This is a genomic window from Salinivibrio sp. IB282, assembly GCF_001995685.1.
In the GTDB taxonomy this organism is placed as follows: Bacteria; Pseudomonadota; Gammaproteobacteria; order Enterobacterales; family Vibrionaceae; genus Salinivibrio; species Salinivibrio kushneri.
Window position 1 is genome coordinate 1 of record NZ_MUET01000007.1, and the last position, 23,945, is coordinate 23,945.

Sequence of the window (23,945 nt, forward strand, 5' to 3'; positions counted from 1 at the left end):
AATTGCACAACGTTGCCTCGCTGATGTGTTCTTCGGCTGCAATTTCCGAGATAGTTTTATTATTCGGCGGCAACAGTTTCTTGAGGATGGCGGCTTTTCTTTCTTCGGAATATCTCGGCATAGTGTCCTCCGTTACCCCTCCATTGCTGGATTTTTGGGCGATTCAATATCTGGACAACTATCCTGACACCGGGGGATATTCACACTCTTTAAATACATCTTTTGATTGTTCAGCCTGATATGCTAAAAGACTACCTCTATCCTTTATTATATCTCGATATTGTGCACGGCTATCTTTATGTCTTACAAACTTCACTTTATTGATATCAATGTTACTTAATGACTTATTAACAAGCTCTTTAAACGTAATCATAGGATCCTTCCTATCAGAAAACCTGCTTCATATGCTAAATGGGTCGAATAATAAAAACCGAGATATAAATCTGGTTGTTCGTAATGAGTAGTAATTAAAGGTACCCTTTCAACTCCTCCACAAACGGTGAGGCATGGCCTTTTTGGTGTACCAGCCAAACTTGTTTTTGTGCGCGCGTTAGGGCGACATAAAACAGTCGCCGTTCTTCCGCGTGATCAATCGGTTCTTCATTTTTCCCTAATAAGGCCTCATCGAGTGAAAGCGAGCGCGGCTTGGCGGGAAATACGCCTTCATCCATGCCGAGGATAAATACATAGTGGGCTTCTTGCCCCTTGCTGGCGTGTGCGGTGGTATAGCGAAGCGCCAATGACGGATAAGCATTCTGCCAGTTTTCTAGCGCGTCAGGACAAATGGCATGCGTGCGACCTATCAGCATCACACTCACTGCTTTCTCGGCTTTAGCGTGCTTTTTGGCAAGGCTTGCCAGTGTCTTTTCTATCTTATCGTCCGTGATCACCTTGATCGTTTTGGGCGTTTTCGCCGATGCCTTATCGCGCGCATAATCCAATTGTTTGCTCAGCTGCTTGGGGTTTTGTTCAATGAACTGCTGCGCTACATCACCCAAGGTAGACGGATAGCGATAGCAGGTGGTCAGCCAGCAAATTTCACTGTCGCCGAAACGCTGCGCAAACTCTGTGGTTAAGTTGACATCGGCACCGGCAAAGCGATAAATGGCTTGCCAGTCATCCCCCACCGCATACAAGGAAGCGCGTGGTACTTGCGATTCACTGTCCGCTTTACCGTGACACAGTGCCTCGAGCATCGCCAATCGTGCTGGGGAAATGTCTTGGTATTCATCGACCATCACAAATTGAATGGGCGTGACGAATTTTCGCTGCTGAAACAGCTTAGTGGCTTGGGTAATTAAGCTGTCAAAATCAACGGCGTTCTCCGCTTTTAGTGCTTGTTTGTAGGCTTGGTATAACGGCCAAATCACCGCCAGTTCATCTTTTAAGGCGGCCTGCGCCTCAAAGCTTGCCAGTTTATCGGTTAGCGCACGCTTGGTAGTGTTGGCTTGGATCACCCGTGAAAGACGCGACCGAACCCAGGTGTGCAACCGGCCGTCATGGGCACACGCAGTCAGTTCAGCGTTATCATCAAGCGGCAGTGTTTGCTGCTGATGTAATTTGTCCCAGCGTTTGCGGGTAGTGGGCTGTTGCCACTGTTCGGCGAGTGTTTGGGTCAGCCACGCCGCTTTGGCGGTCTCATCACTGGCGAGCGGCGAAATAACCGGGGCCTGTCCTTGGTGCTCGGCGAGTTGCTGACGGGCAAAGCCATGAAAAGTGGTGACATTCACCTCATGGCCCGTTTTGGTCTTTATCCGCGTTTTAAGCTCTGTCGCAGCATCACGACCAAAGGCCAGCAACAAAAGCTGCTCAGGCTTGGCTTGACCACTTTCAATTAAATACGCGGCGCGTGCCACCAATACGCTGGTTTTGCCGCTGCCAGGGCCCGCCACCACCAGGGTATGGGATTCATCGGTAAGCACGGCCTCGCGCTGCCCGGCATTCAATGGCGACGATTCAATGGTATCAAACCAGGTTTGCCACTGGTTAAGCATCGCCGCTTGCCACTGTTGATTGCGGGCTTTCAGCCAGCTTGAGTCGGCCTGCAGCACAGGCGATAGTGTGGTAGCAAGGCTTTCGTCCAAATTGGCCAAGAACGAGGCAGGGATCCCCTCGCCTTCCAGCTTATTCAATACCGTTTGTTGGGCGCTGCGTAATTGGGCGACACGCGCATAACCTGGCGCATTCACCAGTGCATCAAACTCGGCCAACAAACTCGGCTGAATCATCGCTAGCCGTTTTTGATAACGGGCGATATAGGCTTGATAGTGGCGGTAAATCGTTTGTCCCGCTTGTTGGGCGTGATCCCATGGCAAGCCAAAGACCTCGAATGGCAGTGGTTCGCCCTCAACGGTATAACCGGTCAGCGAAATCGTCCCCCACAGCAACCCACGCGATACCGTTAGCTGCCCATCCCATGCCGAGAAAGGAATGTATTGTCGGTGATGACGAGATTCGAGCAGTAAGCCATCATCTTCAAGCTGCAAGCTGTAATGATCGCCGTAAACAAGCCATTGTGCCCAGCGATTGGCTGTAAGTTTCATATCTCAACGTTATTCAGCGAATAGCGCACGCGTTGTGCCCTAAAAAGATGCTTGGCATGCTACTTCTCAATGCTCGATAAATCAATTTACTAGCGCGATGCCACTGCCTACGCAGTGCGCTGACAACACGAAATTGACCTGCCGCAACCCTTTTCTTATTCCCCGAGAAAATCCCTCATTGAGGCTTAGTTTCTGGTTCCATTTCTGCTATCTTGCCAACATTGTTGGCCGGTCACCCTTATTTATGCCTTTTTCTCTGCCTCGTTTACCTTTCCTGCCGCTCGCCGTGCGTGAGTATTGGGCGAACCATCGTATTAATGACAGTATTCGCGTCTTGATCGCCCTGATGGGTGTGGCGTTGTACGCGGGATACGCCGGACGCACAGATATTGTGACGCCACTGGTGCTCGGTGTAATTGCCTCGGCATTGGCGGAAGTGGATGATCATTTTTGGGGGCGGTTGCGTGCGCTCGGTGTCACCCTTGTTTGCTTTACCGTCGCGGCCTTCTCGGTCGAGCTACTGTACGACACCCCTTGGCTATTCGCGATTGGCCTGACGACCTCCAGCTTTGGCTTTATCATGCTGGGCGCGATCGGTGAGCGCTATGGCACCATCGCCTTTGCCTCGTTACTTTTGGCGGTTTACACCATGCTGGGGATGGAGCAAGGCAGTGATATGTGGTTACAGCCGATGATGCTGTTATCTGGGGCGCTCTGGTATGGGCTGTTGTCGCTGGCTTGGATCATGATATGGCCTCATCGCCCGGTTCAACACCGATTGGCTGCGGTGTTTCGTCAAACCGCCACTTATATGGAAACCAAATCCAGTTTGTTCCATCCGGTCGCCGAGTTGGTTCCGCAACCGACGCGTATTGCCGCCGCCAACCAAAATGCGCAAGTGGTGGCCGCGCTCAATCAAGCGAAAGCGTCATTACTGGCCCGTGCTCGACGCGGTCGACTCACACAGCGGCATCAAACCTTGCTACAAACCTATTTCATTGCCCAAGATATTCACGAACGTGTGAGTTCATCCCATTATCGTTACCAGGATCTGGCGGCGCATTTTTTTCATTCCGATATCCTCTTTCGCTTTGAAGCCTTATTAAACGCGCAAGCGCAAGCCTGCCGGGATGTTGCGCAAGCGATGTCGATCGGTACACACTACCATCACCCGAAAACAGGCCACCAAGCCCTCATGGCAATCAAACAGTCGATGGCCTATTTGTCGGCACAAGAGGAGCAAGACAGCACTCGCCTCGCGCTGCTGCAACAACTCGATTTTCTTTACAAAAACTTGGAGACAGTGGAACAACAACTGGCCAGCTTGAGCCACTTAGCCAGCACGGACAACCTCCAAGAAAGTGAACTGGCCGACCCGGATGCACACTCGTTAGGGGAAATGGCTTACCGCATTCGCCGGCAGCTCACGGTTAAATCACTGCGTTTCCGTCATGCGGTGCGTTTGTCCTTATCACTGCTGACCGGTTATGCACTGATCCAAGGGCTTGGGTTAGAGCACGGCTTTTGGATTTTGATGACCATTCAATTTGTGTGTCAGACCAACTACTCTGCGACGCGCAGTAAGTTGAAAGAGCGCATTTTAGGGACGGTCGCTGGTTTACTTTTGGGGGTGCCCGCACTCTATCTCTTCCCTGATCCCAGCAGTCAATTGGCGTTGATGGTGATCACTGGGGTACTGTTTTTCGCCTTTCGTACCGTGCAATACACACTCGCCACTTTATTTATTACCCTGCTGGTGCTGATGTGCTTTAGCCAGTTTGGCCAAGGCTTCGCGGTTATTCTTCCTCGCCTTGGCGATACCGTGATTGGCTGTTTGATTGCGGTCGCCGCCGTCCGTTATGTACTACCCGACTGGCAAGCCCACCGCTTGCGCGGGATCATGACTGAAGCGCTGCAAGCTAACCGTGACTACTTGGCTCATGTGATTGCGCAATATCGAGTGGGTAAGCGGGACAACCTTGCCTATCGGATCGCGCGTCGACATGCCCATAATGCCGATGCCGAGCTGACCACCGCGATCAGTAACATGCTGGTGGAGCCTGGACGCTATCGCACCAATATTGAAGAGACCTTCCGGTTTTTGTGCTTGAACAACGCCATGCTCAGTTATATTTCGGCCCTAGGCGCGCATCGCAGCCGGATGGATGATGAGGTTAATCATCAAAAGATGGCGCAGCTCCATCGTGAAATTCATCAATCCCTCAACACGTTGACTGAGCGCTTGGGGCAAGCATTGCCTACAGCGTTACCCGCACAAGTGCCCTCAACCGGCACCAAGACACCCACGGGCGAGCCAGTGAGCATTGATGAGCACCACGCCAATGCCACCATCGAGTCACAGTCTCCTACTTACGTGCCTGTTGATAACGCCCCACTCAGCATGGTGCTACAACAGCTACACTTAATTCAACGCATGTTGCCTGAGCTAAATAGTTTAACCGAGACCTTGCGTCAGCAAGCACTTAAGCAAAGTCGCACCTAGAAGGGAAGCAAAGCGGCTACACAAAGGTTAGCGCGGCACTGTCACGAAGAAGGGGCGGGTTATTGCGGGGTTAGTAGAACGGGTATCACGTCAGCGCTGTGTAAAATTACACTTATTTACTCAGCGAGTGGTTGAAAGCCTGACCGCGAGGCCGGATATTAATAGTTACGCCACCTGTTGAGGCTGGCAACTATACCGATAATTAAGCGGCCTTATGCCGCCTCATAGCCCGCCTGGAGCAATTATGGCTATTCATGTAGGAATCATCGACTCTGACCCTGTCCGTCTCGTTACCCCTGTTTTGCATCAGCAATTGCCTGTCAGTAAGCTGATACTCATTGGCACGCTGGAGCAAGATCTGGAATTTGAGCGTTTAACGCGTGTGCTGGCGCCCAAGGGGATTGAATGCGCGCTGTGAGCACCAAGATGACCAAGTCACAGGGTGTTTAACCAACGACATTTATCGGCTGGGAGAAAAGTGGGCCAGCAATGCCTATGAGCTAGGCCCAGGCCTAGCCACGTTGAACTACCTCGCGACCACCTGTCGTAAAGAGCAGCGTTTAAACGTCGCGCTCAGTGAAAAACAGCAAGGTTATCGCGAGCTTGGTATTCTTCTCGATGACCTCTCGGATGCCGGCTTAGCCAGTTATGAACAAGGGGTGCTGACATTTAGCTGTGAAGAAGCGCGACGCTTTGCCAATGGCGAGTGGTTAGAAAGCTACGTGCACCATACTGTTACCTCCATCCAACAAGAGCTTCCCACCATCCAAGACAGCGCACTTTCCTTGCAGGTTTATCGCCAAATCGGTGAGCGCGAGGTGCGCAATGAGTTAGATGTCGCCATGGTGGTGAATAACAAGCTGCATATTATTGAATGCAAAACCAAAGGCATGTCGAGTGATGGCGACGATACCCTATACAAGCTGGAGTCCTTGCGTGATTTACTCGGAGGATTGCAGGCGCGCGCGATGTTGGTGAGCTTCCGTCCATTAAGGCATCACGATATTACCCGTGCCACCGATTTAGGCTTGGCTCTAATTGGCCCCGACCAACTCGCCAACCTGCGAACCCATCTTTATGACTGGTTTATCGCAGCAGGCGGTACGATTGAGGTAAGAACGAGTTAATCGCTTGTGCGAAGCAATAGGACAGGTTCGCTAAACGGTCGACAATAAAAAACGCGGTGCCTTCGGGGCTCCGCGTTTTAGTAGGATAACGATGTCTCGCTTGTTTACAGGAGCTTACGTGCTGCCTCAACCACCACTTTAATTGAGCGCGCTTCCGTTTCTTTCAAGGTCGCGTGGTCTGGGGTCTCTTTTTGTGTACGGTTGATAATCACACCGGCCACACAACCTGCACGCAAGCCAGAGCTAGCACACATGGTCAGCAAGGTGGCTGATTCCATCTCAAAGTTCAGCACGCCCATGTCTTGCCATTCTTGCATTGAACCCTGGAAGCGACGCACTACACGGCCGCTAAAGGTATCGTAACGCTCTTGACCTGGATAGAAGGTATCACTGGATGCTGTCACACCAGTGTGAACCGTGGCGCCGTCGTCATCAACGGCGGCTTTCATGGCCGTGGCGACGTCAAAATCGGCCACCGCTGGGAATTCCATTGGCGCAAAGTGGCTGCTTGCGCCGTCAAGGCGCACAGAGCCAGTGGTGACAATCATATCGCCGACATTAATGTCCGGCTGAATCGCCCCCGTCGTGCCTACACGCAAGAAGGTGCCAACACCAAGCTGTGCCAACTCTTCAACCGCGATAGAGGTCGATGGGCCACCGATACCCGTTGAGCAAACCACCACTGACTTGCCATCGAGCCAACCAAGATACAAGGTATATTCACGCTGCGAGGCGAGAAAAGTTGGGTTTTCCATCAAGTTAGCAATTTTTTCAACGCGCGCCGGGTCGCCAGGAATAATCGCCGTGGTTGCGCCTTGAAGATCCGCTTTTGTTACGCCAAGGTGAAATACAGGGGTATCAGACATCATTCGTCTCCTCGCTGGATGCATTTATCCGCATTAGAATTAATGTGGGCCTTGCTGATGAGGCCCGAACTCGTTATTGGTTATGCGTTTAGGATACCCAAATTTGCCACCTTTTGTGTGACCATCATCGACCTATTACTATATTGGACATTACAGATTTCAGAATTTAGAGATCGTTATCACTTTATAAAGGCAAAAGCAGACAGCCTTTGCCCTGTTTTTCAGCGCTAGTCACGAAGTAAACGTAGCGCATTCAGAGTGACCAGCGCGGTAGCACCGCTGTCAGCCAGCACCGCCACCCAAAGTCCCGTGATACCGAGTACACTGGTCACCAAAAACACCCCTTTAAGCCCTAATGCAATGGTGATGTTTTGCCGCACATTCGCTTGGGTCGCGCGCGCCAGTTGCAGGACTCTGGGTAACTCGACCAGCCGGTTATGACTCAATGCCGCCTCGGCCGTTTCTAACGCCACATCGGTGCCACTTCCCATTGCCACCCCAACGTGCGACGCTTTCATTGCCGGCGCATCATTAATGCCATCACCAACCATTGCGATACGATATTGCCCTGCCAGTGCTTCTACCGCCTCAACCTTATTCTCCGGCAATAGTCCAGCGCGGTAATCAATGCCCAACTCATTGGCTATTTCCGCCGCCGAGGTCGGGTTATCACCCGTCAGCATCACAGGCTGAATACCCATCGCACGCAATTGCTCGATGGCTTCTCGCGCATCCTGTCGCAGTGTATCTCGCCAGCCGATCATCCCTTTTGGTTGCTCGTCAATGAGCACAACCGCAACCGTCACCCCGCGCTCGGCCACCGATTTGGCCTCTTGATATTGCGCATGATTTAACGTCGACTCACCCACCTTGTCTAACGCAACCAGCCGGACGGCTTGTCCCTCAACTACGCCTTGCACACCGCGACCGGCATTCGCCTGGATATGCGAGGCATCCGGCACCGAGATGCCACGCTCGGCGCTATACAAGACCAAGGATTTTGCCAATGGGTGATGGCTACCACGCTCGATGGCGGTCGCCGCTTGCAGTAGCGCCGTTTCCTCACCTTGCCAGGCGCGCACATCCGTCACCATGGGTTTACCCTCAGTGAGCGTGCCGGTTTTATCTAAAGAGACAGCATTGACGCTTGCCAATGTTTCCAGTGCCGCCCCACCTTTTATCAATGCCCCACGACGTGCCGCGGTGGCGAGCCCGGAGGTAATCGCCGCAGGTGTCGAAATCACGAGCGCACATGGGCACGCGATCAACAATAGCGCTAACCCTCGGTATAACCATTCTTGCCAGCTGGCGGCAAAGAACAGGGGTGGAATTACCACAACTAGCGCGGCGAGCCCAATCATTGCTGGCGTGTACCAGCGGCTGAATTTATCGATAAACCGTTCTATCGGCGCTTTTTTCGATTCGGCCTGCTCAATAAGGCGCAAAATACGGTCAATGGCATTTTCGCCCTGTGCGGATGTCACGGTCAGCTGTACCGTTTTATCGGTTGCAAGGCTGCCCGCCATCACGGTGTCACCGGCTTCGATATCGACAGGGATCGGTTCGCCTGTCAGTGCGCTCTGATCAAAGCTCGCCGCAGCGTCCATTAGCTGCCCATCCGCGGGGAGTCGCTCACCGGCACTGATTTCAATCCGGTCACCTGGCTGTAGATCACTGGCCGCCACGGTCTCACGTGAACCGTCGCTATCAATTCGCGTCACAGTTTCTGGCACCAATGCCATCAGCGACTGAATGCCATCGCGGGCGCGCGTGGACGCATACCCTTCTAACCGCTCGCCAATCAGAAACAACACCAATACCATTGCCGCTTCGGTGGTCTCTCCAAGATATAACGCACCGATGGCCGCAATACTCATCAAGGTTTCTATCGAAAACGGCGATCCTTGACGCGCCAATCGACCCGCTTTAAGCACAATAGGAGCGAGGCCAACGACAGTCGCCGCAGTAAACAGCCAATCGGATAAAGAAGCCGACCAATAATGCAGCCCCCAAGCGACCAGCATAGTGCCAATTAAACCAAACAGCAGGGCGTCATCGCGCCATTTTTGCCAACCAGAAGGCGCAGTGGCGGTTTGATCCAAGGTGACGAGCGGAAAACCGGCTTTTTTAGCCGCTTGCTCAATGGCAGATTGCGTCTCCGTTGAGGCATCGTAAGTCAAAGCGACTCGTAGTTTTTCGGTCGCAAATAATACTTGTGCGCTCTTTACACCCGGCGTGGTATGAATTGCTTTTTCAAGTTTAGCGGCACAGCTTGGGCAATCCATGCCAGTAACCACCCACTCATGGGTGATGGAGGATAACTGAGGAGATGACGCCGAGGGCGCACTCTGGCAGGTATGGTGACACGAGGTTTGTCGCCTGTCGGGGTCATCATCGCCCGCACTACCCTCACCCTCTTGGTGACTGGAACAGCAGCTCGACGCTTGGCAGGTATTCGTTACCGTTTGCGTAGACGGAGACACCGTTTGGTGATGCGGTTGATGACAGTGGTGATGTCCACAATGCTTACACATAATCGACTCCTTCTTTGGTCGGTGTGTCATTAACTTGTGGTCAGTATAAGGGTTGGAGCCCACTCCAGAGTCAAGCGCTTATAAAAACAACGCTCATTGAGTTTGCCAAACGCTGCGCGACAGCAGAAAAAATGCGCTCAGCAATGATAGCTGAGCGCAATGATCCTATTGGATAATAAAAATATAGCCCTGTAAAATTAGCAGGTTGACGATATCGATAAAGAAAGCCCCCACAATCGGCACCACCATAAAGGCTTGAGGCGCGGGGCCGAAACGATTCACGATTGAGCCCATATTCATCACCGCGGTCGGGGTAGCGCCGAGGCCAAAACCACAATGTCCACCAGCAATCACGGCCCCTGTATAATTACTCCCCATCAACTTGAACGTGACGTAGTAACTAAATAAGCCGATAACCACCGATTGAATCGCCAGAATAATTAAAAATGGGACTGCTAAATCGAGAATGTTCCATAGCTTCAACGTCATTAGCGCCATCGCTAGAAATAATGAGAGAGAGACAGTGCCGACCATATCCACGGTTTCTGACTCTAGCTTTCTGAGTTTAAAAACCTCAAGCGTATTGGTGACTATTACACCCAAGAAGAGAGCATAAACAAAGTCAGGCACCATTAGCCATTCAATATTAAACCCGCTCACCCATTCAGATAAATGGCGAGCCCCCGTAATACACAGCAGTAAAATAAATAAGACTTCAATGACTTTCTTCGCTGTCACTTTATCTTCTTCATTTTCATTGTACGTGACAAGCTCGGGATATTTTTCGTGTGTTGTGGTACCACGTCCATATTCAGACTCAAGCTGATGTTTATTAATCAAACGCTGAGCAACTGGGCTACCAATAATACCACCAATCACCAGACCGAGTGTTGCCGACGCCATTGCAATTTCCAGGGTACTTTGAATACCATATTCATCGGTCAAGATCTGGGCCCAAGCCGCGCCGGTTCCGTGCCCGCCAGACAGGGTGATCGATCCAGCGACCAGCCCCATCAATGGATCTAAACCAAGCATCGACGCAAAACTGACACCAATAGCGTTTTGTATAATGATGTACACAGAAGCGATGGCAAGAAACCAAAATACCTTTAAGCCGCCTTTTACTAATTGTTTATAATTTGCTGCCAGACCAACGGTCGCAAAAAACATCAGCATAAACGTATCTTTTAACGGCAAGCTAAATTTAAAATCAATACCGTTGTAGTGTAATATAGAAATAACACACGCAATAATTAACCCGCCCACAATCGGCTCTGGGATATTAAATTTTCTTAATGCGGGCGTTTTTGAATTAACAAAATGGCCTAAAAAAAGGACACCGATGGCAATCAGGAATGATTCTAGCGCACCAATTGAATTGAGTTGATACATATAACCTCTTTGTTTCTCTCACCTCATCCTCCCTGATTGTTTAATTTGACCTTTGTGTTACCTCATTTACATTCACATTGACGTCAATACGGGTTAGCCACACGTCACGATACTCCAGCATCCTGCTTATCGTTTTGCTGCCGCGCTTGGGCTTTTGTACGCCTCAACCTCGCGATAACTGCCCGCTACCAACGGGCGGCACAATAGCAGAAAAACGCAAAACAAGCACTAATAATCGAACTATATGTTGCCCAGTGGCAAGTAACTACTTAAATAAGCAGGATTAAAATTGATTGACTAGCACATAAGACTGAATGAAAAACAACCACAATTCGTTCAATATTTGTACGCGGCCAACCACAACGCGCGAAAGGACAGCCGTCAGTATGGGAGGGGAAACAAGAAAGGCGATGCCATCTTGGTGGCGATAGCAAATAAGCGCCCCTTACCCAAATAGTAAGGTGCGCGTAATGAAAAACCTCAAACTGGATGGGTCAGACATTCACCCATTTGCATACTGATCGCTCTTAAGACATCTCGACGGGTGATAATACCCACCAACTTGCCCTCGTCGACCACCGGGTACAGTTTAGGCTTGGTGGGCGCCATCATTTCCGCAAGCTTGATAATACTGTCCTCGGGTTCAACCGCCAACGCGTTGCTGGTCATACAATCCGCCACGGCGTGTGAATCTTGGCAATGATAGCTGTCACGTAGCAGCTGCTGCAGCATATCTTGCTCGGAGATAAACCCGACCAACCGCTTATTGGCATCTACCACAGGCCCACCCGTTTGCTGACTACGAAGCAGTTTTTCCAGTGCACTAGAAAGCGGCATATCCGGTGAAAAGGTTACCGGGCGTTTGTTCATATAATCTTTAACAGTGATCGACTCCATGTCGCCTCCCTTGACCGTCATGACAATTTGCTGTCCTGTCCTTTAAGTGTTGTCGAAGATGGCGAAATGTCTAAATCACTTTAAACAATTTGTGTTATTGAGCAAATCAATGGAAAACGAATGGCGTTAATCGCTCGGCTACCAGCCCAGTAAACGATAAAGCTCACCGGTTTTGACACTGCGGTGTGCATTGTCAATGGTGCCGTCACTTGCCCACTGTTCAACGACTGGCTGAATGATGGTCTGTGCCGTCTGCCAATCTTGCCCGGCTTCTATTTCGTCGAGGTATAACAGCCTAAGCAATAAGCCATCTAGCCCAGTCAAAAGCTGTTGTGGCGTGCGGTCATTAAAAATCGATGGGAAAACCCGATCATCGTCATTGGGCAGCCCCATAATTTGTGTCAGCTCCTCCACCACACAGGCCACGAGTTTCCCTTTGGAGCGTGCTAAATCAACGGGAATAACAACCGCTGCATGATGAATCGTGCCATCTTGATTGATTCGAAAGTTAGCCGCACACACGGCATCATGTAATGGTGAGACATCGGCATTGTTAAACTGTTTGCGCGCATCATCTAAAAAACGTTCATGATTGGTGAACATAATCGTTAGATTGGCACGCTGCGAAGTCGGCGTTGGGATAAAGTCGATCCCGGTTAGCGTCTCCAGATGTGCAACATGATATGTGACAAGGTCGTCGTGTAACTGGCTCGCACTGATCGGATGCGCCACATGATAGCGGATCGGGCCATCCCACTTGCGGACGCCTTGTTCACCTTGCACATACTCGCTCTGAAATGCGATACGATAAAATGCCTCAACAATATAATCAGGCGACTGCCAAGCCTGTTGGTTTGCCATCACAGGCGTCACGGTTAAGCAAAAGCCTAATAATATTGCCCGCAGTAAAAGGCGCGAGTATGAGTGACTCACAGCATTACTCCCAATATCGAATCCCCTAGCTAGCATAGCCACGAAATTACAACGCTTAAATCATTTTTTAACACACGCTAGCGCTGTCTTTTATTTTGTGCACATAACGTAAAAATCGAACACCAGTTCCACTTTTCTAGACACTTTTTGAACCAAATCCTCATTATCACTGCTCGAAAACCCGCTTGATACGCACACGATGGATAGTAACCAAGGATGTTTAACTCGTTGTAGTATGAAGAGGACACTATGCGTAAAACGCTACTCGCTTTAACCCTTCCATTAGCGATACCTGCTCAGGCTGCCAATGTGGTCGACGCCTCAAGCTTAGACTTGAGCGCGGCATTAAATGATGATCAACCTCGCACGATGGTGGCCTCATCGCCAGCATTAAGCTTTCGTGAAAAGTCACGCCTACAAGTGGGCAACAAAGCCTTAGTGCGCAAGCAGCAGCTACATCATGGCGTTCCCGTTTACGGTTATTCGGTGGTTGAAAATACCGCCGCACGCGGCTTTGCGCCCAGCGTTAAAGGTGACGTTGTCACTGATATCGAACAAGATATCGGTGGTACACTCCCCATGATTAATCAACAGCAGGCTATCGCGATTGCACAAGGCCAGACTCACCAAGGCAGTCAGCATTTTCACCAAGCGGATGCAAACACAGAGCTTTTGGTCTGGCTGGATAAACAACAAACAGCCCGCCTGGTCTACAAAGTCGACTATCTCGCCAGCGACGATGGTCACCCATCGCGTCCGATCAAAATTATTGATGCGAAGTCTGGCGATATTCTCGACAGCTGGGACGGCATCGCGCACCTAGAGGCGGGTGGCCCCGGCGGTAACCAAAAGAGCGGCCGATTTAATTTCGGTCCCAATACCCAGCTAGGCAGTTTTGAGGTCAACCGCTACTGCCAAATGGATAGCCCCAACGTGGTGACATTAAACATGAATAACCGCGAATGGGGCGGAGAGGTTCATCAGTTTAATTGCCCACAAAACACCTACCGTCAAGTCAACGGTGCTTATGCGCCAATGAATGATGCGCAGTTTTTTGGTCAGAAAGTATTTGATATGTACCAAGACTGGCTCGGTATACGTCCGATTCGACAGAAACTCACCATGCGCGTCCACTACGGTCAAGGTTACGGCAATGCCTTTTGGGATGGCCGGCAAATGACCTTTGGTGACGGTAATGGCAGCATGTATCCCCTCACCACGTGGGATGTCATTGCTCACGAGGTGAGTCATGGTTTTACCGAGCAAAACTCAGGACTTGAGTACCGTGGTATGTCCGGTGGGATGAATGAATCATTCTCGGATGTCGCCGCAGCGGCTCTGGGACAGTACGTGTTTGGTGAGTTTAACTGGAAAATGGGTGAATACGTGATGAAGCATAGCGAAGCCATGCGTTATTTCATTAACCCAAGCCAAGATGGACGCTCCATTGGTCATGTCGACCGCTATTACTCTGGCATCGACGTGCACTTTAGCTCAGGTATCTTCAACAAAGCGTTTTACCATCTCGCCACCAGCGACCAATGGAATATCAAAAAGGCCTTTAAGGCATTTGCGACAGCGAATCAGCTTTATTGGCGTCCGAATTCCAGTTTCCAACAAGGTGCGAATGGGGTTTGCGAAGCCGCTAAAGATCTTAACTACCCAGCGGGTGCAGTGAGTCAGGCCTTTGCCGAAGTGGGCATTCAAACTCAGGGCTGCCAAGGGACGGAAGGAAACCCTAAGCCAGACCCAGAACCACAACCTGAACCAGAGATTTTGCCGCTGACGCTCGATCAGCCCGTGCAAATCCAAGGGCGTGCGGGCGCTGGTTACCAGTTCGTGGTAAAAAATGCGCCTCGCGGCACCGTTTGGCTACAAACCTATCGTGGTCACGGCGAAGTAGACTTATATGCCGCGGTAGGTCGCCCTGCAACTGTCAATGACAACGATTGCGCCTCAACCAATGCAGGCAACGAAGAGTACTGTGGCTTTAGCCAAATTCAGGGCATGGCTCTGCACGTCACGGTGGTGGGGGCGCGTGACTATGCGACCAACGTATTAGCACGCCTTGACGATCGCGGGGTTGAGACCAACCGCTGTACCAATATGCCGACTTGGGGTGGATACAACTATTATCCAGCAGGCGTCACCGTTCAGTATCAAGGGCATCTATTCCAGGCCACGCAAGACAACTGGAGCATAGACCCTTTCACTAACCAATGGGTTTGGCAGTATCAAGGCAGCTGCCAAAGCTAAGTGCTCTGCGGCCGACCTTTTGTCGGCCGCTTTATTTGAGTTAACACCGTCTCACGTTACTCTAAGAGTGTGATCCCCTAGCGATTCTTTCCGTCAATGCCTCACCTAACGTCACTGCGCCACTCGCATTACAGTTTTATTGCATCTATGTTAATGATTATTGGTCATAATCTAGCAACGTAGAGGCGATAAATGCGACTAACCGCGTTGAGTCATACTTGGCAGTGGCGCTTTTTGGCCACCCTCTTATTTTTGCTGCCCTCCCTCACATGGGCAGCGAACACGGACGCGTCTTCGCTCCATACCCTCACAATGTTAATGGGGCTGCTCGGTGGCCTGGCGCTGTTTTTATACGGCATGGATAAAATGTCCAAAGCACTAAAAAACGCCGCTGGAAGCCGACTTAAAGCCTTGTTAGCCAAACTCACCACTAACCGAGTCGCCGGTGTCTTCACAGGGGCCGGGGTGACCGCAACCATTCAGTCTTCCTCTGTCACGACTGTGCTGCTCATCGGGTTTATTTCTGCGGGGTTAATGTCGCTCGCGCAAGCAACAGGCGTGATCATGGGTGCCAACATCGGGACAACCATTACCGCCCAAATTGTCGCCTTTAAAATCACTCAAGCCGCCTATCTGATGGTTGCCGTCGGCTTTTTTATTCAATTTACCGCCAAGGCCGATAAAACCAAGCAATACGGTAAAATGCTATTCGGGTTGGGATTGATCTTTACGGGGATGAACGTGATGAGTGAGGCAATGTCACCGCTGCGCGATTATCAGCCGTTTATTGATACCATGGCGAAAATGCACAATCCTTTTTTTGCCATTCTACTGGCGGCCCTGTTTACCGCGCTAGTGCAGTCTTCATCTGCCACAACCGGGATTGTCATCGTCCTAGCGGGGCAAGGCTTTATCTCCCTCGAGGGCGGGATCGCATTAGCGATGGGTGCCAACGTCGGCACCTGTGTGACCGCCCTCCTCGCCGCGATTGGGAAATCGCGAGAGGCTAAACAAACCGCCAGCGTACATATTCTGTTTAACATTATCGGGGTGTTGGTATGGCTTCCATTGATCAGTGTGTTGAGTGATTGGAGCGTCGCACTGTCGCCAAGTCATCCTGACCTCACGGGGGTTGAGCGCTTAGGCGCGGAATTGCCTCGCCAAATTGCCAATGCCAACACCCTATTCAACGTCGTCAATACATTGGTCATGTTGCCGTTTGTCGGCGGGTTTGTTTGGCTCGCCAAGAAAATCATCCCCAAAAAACCTAAGCCTGTCCCAAGTGAACGCCCGAGTGTTTCACCCAAATATCTCTCTAAAGAGCTGCTGATGACACCCGATATCGCCATGGATCAAGCCCAGCTCGAAATTGGCCGCATCGGACGCCGGGTTTGCAATATGATGAATACGCTCCCCCCTCTCACTTCTCAATTAGCCTCCCAGCGAGAGCGAGATGCGGCGACTCATGCATTAGAAAAAATCGACGAGCTTGAGCATCAAGTCGATATTTTGCACGGACATGTGCTTTTTTATCTCGGTCGATTGCGTAAAGAGCCACTCACACAAGCACAGAGTGACCGACAGATCACCCTGATTAGCATTACTGATAAACTCGAGAGCATTGCTGACCTGATTGAGGACACTTTGGTTCCTATCATGGATAAATCACTGCATGCCGAGATCGATATCAGCGATGAGATGCGGGAGACCCTTGATACGATTCAAGATAAAGTCACTCACGCACTGCTAGATAGTGTGAATGCCATTCGGCGTGGCGATAATAACCGCGCGAAACAAGTACTGCACACCAAACGTGCGCTCAACGCCCTATTAGATAAAGTGTTGGCTCACCAAGCCGAGCGCTTGATCGAGCATGATGCCAACCGTCTACAGCTATTCAGCATTGAGATGGAGTGGACTGAGTCTTTGAAACGTGTGTATACAGTGACAAAACGTATCGCCAAATTACACCTGCGCGAAAAAGACTCGCAATGATACATTACTGGCAAATTTTTAAGAGAAAACGGAACCAAGCCCTAATTTTTAGGCTTATTAAGCCCATAGTGTCGGGAAAATAGTTATAACGGCTCCGCCTAAAAACATCTAGGAGCTTGAAATGTATACACTATTTCCTTCCCGACCCAAACCGCTATCGGCACTCATTGCGCTTGCCGCCTTTAGCAGCACCAGTGCATGGGCTAGCGCTCAATGTGATATTGCCGATTTGGCGGCCAGTAATGCACCTATCGAAGCGATTATGAGTGCTGAACGCGGTTGCTTTACCAGCTGGTATGACACCGCGTCTATTCGATATAACAATCTCTACCAAGAAGCCTTTGTAGGTAAAGTGGCACAGCGTTTATCGCAGACCATTACCCATTATCAGGGTGATGACAGCCAAGCTCGCCAAATTGCTAATTTAGCCGAGTACGTACGCGCGGCCTACTATGTACGCTTCTACGGTGACAAAGCGAACGCTGATTTTTCTGATGCGCTAGACGATCGCCTCGCGGATACCATCAATGCATTTTTACGCTCGCCTTACGCCACGGCAAAAGGTCGCGCCCAAGCCGATGCCTTGCATGGCTTAACGCTGATGGCCGACAGCATCAAGCGCTTGCCGCAGACTCTAGACCTACAAATTCAACTGCTGGAAAACCTCAACCCAGACCGCCTAGACGACCGCCGTTACGCTGATGCGCTCAACAACCTTTTCCGTGCCATGGCAGGCCACCAGTCTCGTCAAGCCTTTTACGATGTGCTCGCCGCCGATCTCTCCTTGATTGACCGCCTTTATCAGTTCGTTGTCAATCATCCTCAGCTATCCAATAGCGACCATGGGGCGTTATTGGTATCAAACACTGTCCGCGAAATGGGACGGCTATTGATGGCCCCCCAAGCCAGCGTGCGAGATCGTGTGATTAGCCATTATCGTGATCTATTACCGCGTTTCCCGCTAGGCGGCAAAAACGACGCCGTATGGGTGGGCATGGCAGAAATGGTGGATGCTTACGCCCCCGACAAGGTGACGGAATTAGGTTTGTCTGATGCCAAAGCAACACTAGAAGCCAAAGTGGTGCCTTATCGCCATCAATGTGATGGCCCGGCCATTATTCGTTCACAAAGCATGACACAAGCGCAATCGCAGCAGGCATGTGAAAGCCTGCACGATAAAGAAGTGGCCTTTCATCAAACCGTGAACTCAGGTTATCAAGCGGTCGCCGACGATCTGAACGACAGCGTTGAAGTCGTGGTGTTTGATAACCCATCGGACTACAAAACCTATTCAGCCTTTTTGTTTGGTAACTCGACCGATWATGGCGGCCAATACCTAGAAGGAAATCCTGCCGATCCAGACAACCAAGCCCGTTTTATCGCTTACCGCAATGATAATGGTCAATCGCTTTCGATTTGGAACCTCGAGCACGAGTATGTTCATTATCTCGATGGGCGCTTTAATATGTATGGCGACTTTAACGACGTACTTCGCCACGGCCACACCGTATGGTGGCTAGAAGGCTTTGCTGAATACATGGCCCATGGCGATGACTATGCCGACGCCATACGCTTGGGCAAAGAAGGCGGCTATTCACTCAGTGACGTATTTGCCACCACCTATCAGCACGATGTGAACCGCGTTTATCGCTGGGGATATTTGGCGGTACGCTTCTTGTTTGAAAAGCACCCAGAAGCTGTCAATGCGTTGCTCGCAGCCGGCCGAGCTGGACACTTTGAAAAATGGTCGAACTTGGTAAAGGATTATGGTGAACAGTATGGTCCCGCATTTTCACAATGGCTGACCACGCTGGATAGTTCAGATAGCGGCGAGCCGCCTCATCCTGATCCCGAGCCAGAGCCGGAACCAGAACAACCAGACGTCACAACCCTGTCTCTAGGTCAAACCGTTACCATTAGTGGACAAGCCTACAGTGAGCACCTGTATCAAATTGACCTTACCCAACCTGCTAGCGCGCTGACATTTAGCATTGAAGGACAGGGCAATGCCGATCTCTACGTGGCGAAAGATCGTCAAGCGCACTATTACGATTTTGACGCCACCGAGTGGAACCAGACAAGTAATGAAACCGTGACCCTTAACGATGTAGAGCCAGGCCGCTATACCTTAAGTGTCACCGGGCGCGGTGACTTTACCGATGTCACCCTTAAAGTGAATGCGGAAGGCCAAGTGCAACCCGAGCCAACGCCAGAACCACAGCCTGAAACGCCAGCTGGCACCGATGACTTGCGCCCGATGCAACTTAACGTCGCCAGCCCCAACAGTATTAGCGTTTATCAACGTCGCTACCTATATGCCGATGTGCCAGAAGGCGCAACCAAAGCGCAAGTGTGGGTCATGGCGGATGGTGACGCGGGAAACCTGAGCGTATTCGCCGCCGAGGATTACTGGCCAACGCAAGCGCAAAATCAAGCCGTTTCAGACGTGCCGGGCAGCAACCAGTATATCGAGGTCGATTTACGTGATCAGCAACGTCTGCACCTACTGCTCACGGGCGATGGAAGCCGAAGCCAAACCGATGTGCGTGTTTATTTTCGTTAGCGTTAAGCGTTAAGCGTTAAGCGTTAAGCGTTAAGCGCCATGGTATCAAGCGCCACCACCGAGTGGCGCTTTTTTATATACTGCGACACGATTGCGTTTAACTTTGTGATTATTGACCTAATGATTATGGCACTTATTGCACAATACGCTATATAATATTGAGTGTTTACTCAAAACAAGTTGGCTAAAACAATGAAAAATATATATCGCGCATTACTCATGCTGGCGGCCATATTTTCCGCTTCGGCCTTCGCCGCGATCGGCTCGTATAAGGTGGTACTGATTCACGGCTTTCAGCCTGATCAACTGCAAAGCCGCCCCGATCACGATCAGGTCGCGCAAGATGGCTCAGACTACTGGCAAGATTACTGGCTGCAGTACGCCGATGCCCGTATCGATTGGCCCGCCCACGAACGCATCGAAGGAAAGATTGCCTCAGATTATCTATGGCCTGCATTAAAAACGCTTTCAGAGCAAGAAACCTGTCTGTCCGGCTGCCTTTTAGTCACCCACTCTACCGGCGACTTGGTCGCGCGCTACCTGTTAGATAATCAAGAAAACTGGCTGACCAACGCAGGGCTCGAACCTCTTAATATTGTCGGTACCTTTGACTTCGCCGGTGCGGGTGGCGGCGTTGAGTTGGCCAATATCGCGGTGAATGTTACCGAAGGCGGCGGTTGGCTCAATCATGCCATGAAAAAAGCCGTGTCACTATGGATGGGACAACTCCCCAGCAAAGGCAATATCGGCGTACTGAACGACTTGAAAGTGGCCAACGCGCGACAACTCGCGATGTGGCCTGATAACCGCGTACCGCGTATTCGTTTTGTCGGAAATGGCTCTGACTTCTTGGGGGCGACATCTCCCTTTATTCCAGGCAGTGATGATGGAGTGGTTGCCGCACACTCCGCCTGTGGCGCTGCCGATGCCGATGCATTTGATAGCTGTTCGACCGCGATTGAGTTCGACGGCCAGTTAGATTATGTCCACAAAGGGGTTAGACGTTTTATGCCCTCGCACTATCCACTGTTGATGGGCGACAAATACAGCCATCTCACTATCTTTAACCCTTGGCACAAGGGGAAAGTGACGGCAACCGATCCAGAGCTTGTGCTCGGCGATCAGTCTCGTATCGCCGTCGAGACCGTTGACGAAGATGGCTGGTTCGGCAAGAAATACCGCTTTGTCCGTGATTCAGACCGTGACACCTTGTCAGAGCTGGTCCATGCTCTTCCACAATAATTTCGGATACACTGTGACGTCATTAACAAAGCTGCCCTTTCATCGATACAAGGGCAGTAGGACGACTGATTCGCTTTTCTTTCCTGTGCTACCGTGCCTGTAACACATTAATTAGGGGCTACTATGACTCGACTGCTACTCGCAGTAACCTTGGTCGTATCCATTGGCATTACTGCCTACCTATGGCTTGATACTCCCGGCGCGCCGCCCACCAAAATGACGGCTGAACAGAGCATTCAACAGCCATCGCCCGACGTTGCCGAATACGAGCCATCGACGCCAGCGTCTACCCCTCGAAATGCGCAATATCGTCCAGAAGAACCCGATATCGAGCAAACCTCGATGGCACCGACACTGAGCTACATTGCGGCCGACTATGCAGAGCAAATCCAGCACCCCTCCTATTCGATCCCTATTCCATCGAAGCAAAGCCCTTATCTACACTGGAATCGATATGTCTCGACGCCGATGCCGATCCTCGATGGCTCGGTAAAAGCAGCATTAAAGCTCAACCAATACCGCTACTTTTATCCGGAAAACATTCAAGCCTCACTGATCACCCCGGCCTCTTTTAATCACGCGACTGTGTCAGTCATTGATGTCGAGGCTAATCGGGAATTGACCCGCTTCAATGTGACAGAGACACAGTGGAACATTGAACCCAAAGCTGACTGGCCCATTGAGCTTCGCCTCAAAGCGGCTCTCAATTTTAATGGGGGCGACGACGTGCTCACTGCCGACTTTCGTCTTTATCAACCTATTGCGGAAGTGAAAGGGGTGAAGCCGGTTTTCGGCCGCGGGCCAGATATGGTGATACCACTGGTTTTGGATATCGACAAAAGCGGTATTTACCGAGTACGTGCCAATCTATTTACTGCTGACGATCAACCCGTTGCGGCATTAACCAGTAAGACACGCCTCAGTGAAGGAGAGCAAACTCTGGCGCTACGCGCGTTCAAAGCCGCAATGCGTGGCTATGGCGATGAATGGCAACTGAAAGACGTGGTCATTGAGCGAATGTCCGGTTATCCCGGTGAACGGGCACAATTTGGCATCAGCCCACAAGACTATTATTCACTCGGTACTTTCGATACCGGACAATTATCCGACGAGCCCTATCAAATGTCCGAGCAAGAGCGGATGCAACTCGAGTTTTTACAACACGCCGCGCGTTAGCGTTGAACACGATGACGATCTGGGTGGCTTATTGAGCATTCGCCCATTCGCGTGCCGTTGCAATACAGCGACGCACCACTTGGGCAGTATTCGTGCGTTGCCAAGCCAGCACCACTTGGCTACTCAAAGGCATCTGTACCAGCGACAGCACTGACACGTGGTCGCTCAACTGGGTGGTTAGCGAAGCGGGAACCAAGGCCACGCCAAAACCCGCGGATACCATTGCGGTTGCGGAATGGAGTTGTGGCGCAAGCGATGCAGAAGATGGTGTCAATCCTGCGCTTTTTAATGCATCAGATAACGCGTCATGGAGCCCAGGCCCGATATCACGAGGGAAGAGAATGATCGGATCATTGCCGAGCTGTGACAACGTCACGCTGTGACATGTCGCGAGAGGATGGTCAGCCGCGACAACCAGTTTAAAGGGATCATCAAATAAGGCGGTATGCGCCACATGTTCACTGGCATAACAAGGCAAACGTAAGAAAGCTAAATCCACCTCTTGTTGACGAAGTGTCTCCACTAATGATGGCATGGGCTGCTCGACCGGCTGAAAGTCGATATCGGGATGATGTTCTTGTAACCCTCGCACCAGCGCTAACACTTGTTGGCTGACGACCGTCGAGCTGGCAAAACCGAGGCGTATTTGATTACGTTCCCCGCGGGCAACCTGCTTTGTGCGCTGCACGGCTTGATCTAACTGACTGAGAATTTTTACCGCACCTTGATAAAGCACCGCTCCTGCTGGTGTCAACGACACACCTCGCGGTAGGCGCTCTAATAAGGGCACACCTATCTCTTGTTCTAGCTTTTTAATTTGCTGGCTCAGTGGCGGCTGAGCAATACCCAGTTTCTCAGCCGCGCGCGTAAAGTGCTGACACTCGGCCACTGTGACGAAATACCGTAAATACCTAAACTCCATCGTCATGCCTTAATGCTGCGCATTATCAACTGTTTGGATTCAATATCTTACCACGTTTTCCATGTGCCATATCTTTTAGATATCAAAACCAACGTTATTTGTATTGGTGTCTCTTTCTTCAACCTCGCATCATCAAGATTCGGTTTTAACCTAACTGACTTCGGTTTATAAGGACGCTTTATGAGCACCCAAACCTGCCACTGTGCAGAACATGTCGCCGCCGCCTATCTCAAGCATCACCAACAAACAGGAGAAGGTGAGATTTATCAAACCTCATTGATGAGTGCCTTGATTGATGGCGTGTATGAGGGCGAGACCACCATGGCCGACCTGCTCGAACATGGCGACTTTGGCCTAGGGACCTTTAACCAATTGGACGGTGAACTCATCGCCTTTGATCAGACGATTTTTCAACTACGCGGCGATGGTTCGGCAAGGCGCGCGGATCCTGAGCAAAAAACACCATTCGCCGTTATGACCTTTTTCAAACCAGACATTACACAACAGTTTGATCATCCCATGTCGCGCCAAGAGCTGCACGACGTAATCGACACACTGGTGCCAAGTGACAACCTGTTCTGTGCCGTTCGAATTGATGGCGCCTTCGAGCATGTGCGTACGCGCACCGTGCCCAAGCAAACACCACCATACAAGCCCATGCTCGAGGCCATCGATGCCCAACCAGAATTTCGTTTTGATCACGTTAATGGCGTAATTGCTGGTTTCCGTAGCCCGCAATATACCCAGGGCATCAATGTCGCGGGCTATCACGAGCACTTTATCACTGACACTCGCGCAGGCGGCGGCCATGTCCAAGACTACGAGTTGGCATGCGGCACCTTGCAAATCGGCCGCGTCTCCAAGTTGGTGATTGACCTCCCCACCAATGCGGAATTTTTGGGCGCGAACTTAACACCAGACAATATTCACGCCGCTATCGAACAAGCAGAAAAATAATATCACCTCCCATAGGGAGCTAACCTCACGAGGAGCCCA

At 51.0% G+C, this 23,945-nt stretch carries 16 protein-coding genes and 1 pseudogene; 9 read left to right on the forward strand and 8 right to left on the reverse strand.

Annotation, left to right across the window (positions count from 1 at the left end; all coding sequences use genetic code 11):
* Positions 1-178 precede the first annotated feature (178 nt).
* Together BZG14_RS02740 and helD are read right to left on the reverse strand one after the other, a co-directional pair.
* Entirely contained in the window at positions 179-373 is a 195-nt protein-coding gene (locus tag BZG14_RS02740; protein WP_077607917.1) for a hypothetical protein, read from the reverse strand.
* Positions 374-467: 94 nt separating this feature from the next.
* Positions 468-2,543: a DNA helicase IV gene (gene helD, locus BZG14_RS02745; protein ID WP_077605702.1), complete on the reverse strand. Its 2,076-nt coding sequence runs from the start codon at positions 2,541-2,543 to the stop codon at positions 468-470.
* Positions 2,544-2,787: 244 nt separating this feature from the next.
* Here helD and yccS point away from each other — a divergent pair, with 244 nt between their 5' ends.
* The 3 genes and pseudogenes from yccS to BZG14_RS02755 form a co-directional block, all read left to right on the forward strand.
* Entirely contained in the window at positions 2,788-5,046 is a 2,259-nt protein-coding gene (yccS, locus tag BZG14_RS02750; protein WP_077459402.1) for a YccS family putative transporter, read from the forward strand.
* A gap of 244 nt (positions 5,047-5,290) precedes the next feature.
* The gene (locus BZG14_RS16055; RefSeq protein ID WP_443508435.1) at positions 5,291-5,464 is read left to right on the forward strand and encodes a hypothetical protein; all 174 of its coding nucleotides are present in this window, start codon (positions 5,291-5,293) and stop codon (positions 5,462-5,464) included.
* A pseudogene (locus BZG14_RS02755) lies at positions 5,454-6,173 on the forward strand (Card1-like endonuclease domain-containing protein); the annotation flags it as partial. The gene BZG14_RS16055 and the pseudogene BZG14_RS02755, both read left to right, overlap by 11 nt.
* Positions 6,174-6,277: 104 nt before the next feature.
* On the opposite strand, the gene udp reads toward BZG14_RS02755, so the two are convergent.
* The 5 genes from udp to BZG14_RS02780 all read right to left on the reverse strand — a co-directional run bounded on the left by udp (position 6,278) and on the right by BZG14_RS02780 (position 12,795).
* Positions 6,278-7,039, reverse strand: coding sequence for a uridine phosphorylase (gene udp, locus BZG14_RS02760; protein ID WP_077607919.1), 762 nt, complete (start codon positions 7,037-7,039; stop codon positions 6,278-6,280).
* 227 nt (positions 7,040-7,266) lie between these two features.
* Positions 7,267-9,573: a zinc/cadmium/mercury/lead-transporting ATPase gene (locus BZG14_RS02765; RefSeq protein ID WP_077607920.1), complete on the reverse strand. Its 2,307-nt coding sequence runs from the start codon at positions 9,571-9,573 to the stop codon at positions 7,267-7,269.
* Positions 9,574-9,738: 165 nt separating this feature from the next.
* Complete coding sequence (gltS, locus tag BZG14_RS02770; protein ID WP_069362811.1) at positions 9,739-10,965, reverse strand: sodium/glutamate symporter; 1,227 nt, start codon at positions 10,963-10,965, stop codon at positions 9,739-9,741.
* 480 nt (positions 10,966-11,445) lie between these two features.
* A complete protein-coding gene (locus BZG14_RS02775; protein ID WP_077486307.1) occupies positions 11,446-11,862 on the reverse strand; it encodes a CBS domain-containing protein in 417 nt (138 codons plus the stop codon).
* A gap of 138 nt (positions 11,863-12,000) precedes the next feature.
* On the reverse strand, positions 12,001-12,795 hold the full coding sequence (locus BZG14_RS02780; RefSeq protein WP_158011722.1) for a DUF2927 domain-containing protein: 795 nt from the start codon (positions 12,793-12,795) through the stop codon (positions 12,001-12,003).
* Positions 12,796-13,044: 249 nt separating this feature from the next.
* On the opposite strand from BZG14_RS02780, the gene BZG14_RS02785 reads away from it, so the two are divergent.
* The 5 genes from BZG14_RS02785 to BZG14_RS02805 all read left to right on the forward strand — a co-directional run bounded on the left by BZG14_RS02785 (position 13,045) and on the right by BZG14_RS02805 (position 22,027).
* The gene (locus BZG14_RS02785) at positions 13,045-15,051 is read left to right on the forward strand and encodes a M4 family metallopeptidase (protein ID WP_077607922.1); all 2,007 of its coding nucleotides are present in this window, start codon (positions 13,045-13,047) and stop codon (positions 15,049-15,051) included.
* 192 nt (positions 15,052-15,243) lie between these two features.
* On the forward strand, positions 15,244-17,046 hold the full coding sequence (locus BZG14_RS02790) for a Na/Pi cotransporter family protein (RefSeq protein ID WP_077607923.1): 1,803 nt from the start codon (positions 15,244-15,246) through the stop codon (positions 17,044-17,046).
* A 121-nt stretch (positions 17,047-17,167) separates the two neighbouring features.
* Entirely contained in the window at positions 17,168-19,609 is a 2,442-nt protein-coding gene (locus tag BZG14_RS02795; protein ID WP_077607924.1) for a M9 family metallopeptidase, read from the forward strand.
* Between the two features lie 192 nt (positions 19,610-19,801).
* A complete protein-coding gene (locus tag BZG14_RS02800) occupies positions 19,802-20,851 on the forward strand; it encodes a hypothetical protein (RefSeq protein ID WP_077486302.1) in 1,050 nt (349 codons plus the stop codon).
* Positions 20,852-20,974: 123 nt separating this feature from the next.
* Complete coding sequence (locus BZG14_RS02805) at positions 20,975-22,027, forward strand: hypothetical protein (protein WP_077486301.1); 1,053 nt, start codon at positions 20,975-20,977, stop codon at positions 22,025-22,027.
* Positions 22,028-22,055: 28 nt separating this feature from the next.
* Here BZG14_RS02805 and BZG14_RS02810 read toward each other — a convergent pair whose 3' ends face one another.
* Complete coding sequence (locus BZG14_RS02810; protein ID WP_077607925.1) at positions 22,056-22,949, reverse strand: LysR family transcriptional regulator; 894 nt, start codon at positions 22,947-22,949, stop codon at positions 22,056-22,058.
* A 180-nt stretch (positions 22,950-23,129) separates the two neighbouring features.
* Between BZG14_RS02810 and budA the strand changes: the two genes are divergently transcribed.
* Positions 23,130-23,906 carry an acetolactate decarboxylase gene (gene budA, locus BZG14_RS02815; RefSeq protein WP_077486299.1) on the forward strand — a complete coding sequence of 259 codons (777 nt, stop codon included), beginning with the start codon at positions 23,130-23,132 and terminating at the stop codon, positions 23,904-23,906.
* The last annotated feature ends 39 nt before the right edge of the window (positions 23,907-23,945 follow it).

What these genes read in the sequence shown, in the direction of transcription:
- BZG14_RS02740 (WP_077607917.1), bottom strand. Translation starts at nt 373, where the DNA reads ATGATTACGTTTAAAGAGCTTGTTAATAAGTCATTAAGTAACATTGAT.
- helD (WP_077605702.1), bottom strand. Translation starts at nt 2,543, where the DNA reads ATGAAACTTACAGCCAATCGCTGGGCACAATGGCTTGTTTACGGCGAT.
- yccS (WP_077459402.1), top strand. Translation starts at nt 2,788, where the DNA reads ATGCCTTTTTCTCTGCCTCGTTTACCTTTCCTGCCGCTCGCCGTGCGT.
- BZG14_RS16055 (WP_443508435.1), top strand. Translation starts at nt 5,291, where the DNA reads ATGGCTATTCATGTAGGAATCATCGACTCTGACCCTGTCCGTCTCGTT.
- udp (WP_077607919.1), bottom strand. Translation starts at nt 7,039, where the DNA reads ATGTCTGATACCCCTGTATTTCACCTTGGCGTAACAAAAGCGGATCTT.
- BZG14_RS02765 (WP_077607920.1), bottom strand. Translation starts at nt 9,573, where the DNA reads ATGTGTAAGCATTGTGGACATCACCACTGTCATCAACCGCATCACCAA.
- gltS (WP_069362811.1), bottom strand. Translation starts at nt 10,965, where the DNA reads ATGTATCAACTCAATTCAATTGGTGCGCTAGAATCATTCCTGATTGCC.
- BZG14_RS02775 (WP_077486307.1), bottom strand. Translation starts at nt 11,862, where the DNA reads ATGGAGTCGATCACTGTTAAAGATTATATGAACAAACGCCCGGTAACC.
- BZG14_RS02785 (WP_077607922.1), top strand. Translation starts at nt 13,045, where the DNA reads ATGCGTAAAACGCTACTCGCTTTAACCCTTCCATTAGCGATACCTGCT.
- BZG14_RS02790 (WP_077607923.1), top strand. Translation starts at nt 15,244, where the DNA reads ATGCGACTAACCGCGTTGAGTCATACTTGGCAGTGGCGCTTTTTGGCC.
- BZG14_RS02800 (WP_077486302.1), top strand. Translation starts at nt 19,802, where the DNA reads ATGAAAAATATATATCGCGCATTACTCATGCTGGCGGCCATATTTTCC.
- BZG14_RS02805 (WP_077486301.1), top strand. Translation starts at nt 20,975, where the DNA reads ATGACTCGACTGCTACTCGCAGTAACCTTGGTCGTATCCATTGGCATT.
- BZG14_RS02810 (WP_077607925.1), bottom strand. Translation starts at nt 22,949, where the DNA reads ATGGAGTTTAGGTATTTACGGTATTTCGTCACAGTGGCCGAGTGTCAG.
- budA (WP_077486299.1), top strand. Translation starts at nt 23,130, where the DNA reads ATGAGCACCCAAACCTGCCACTGTGCAGAACATGTCGCCGCCGCCTAT.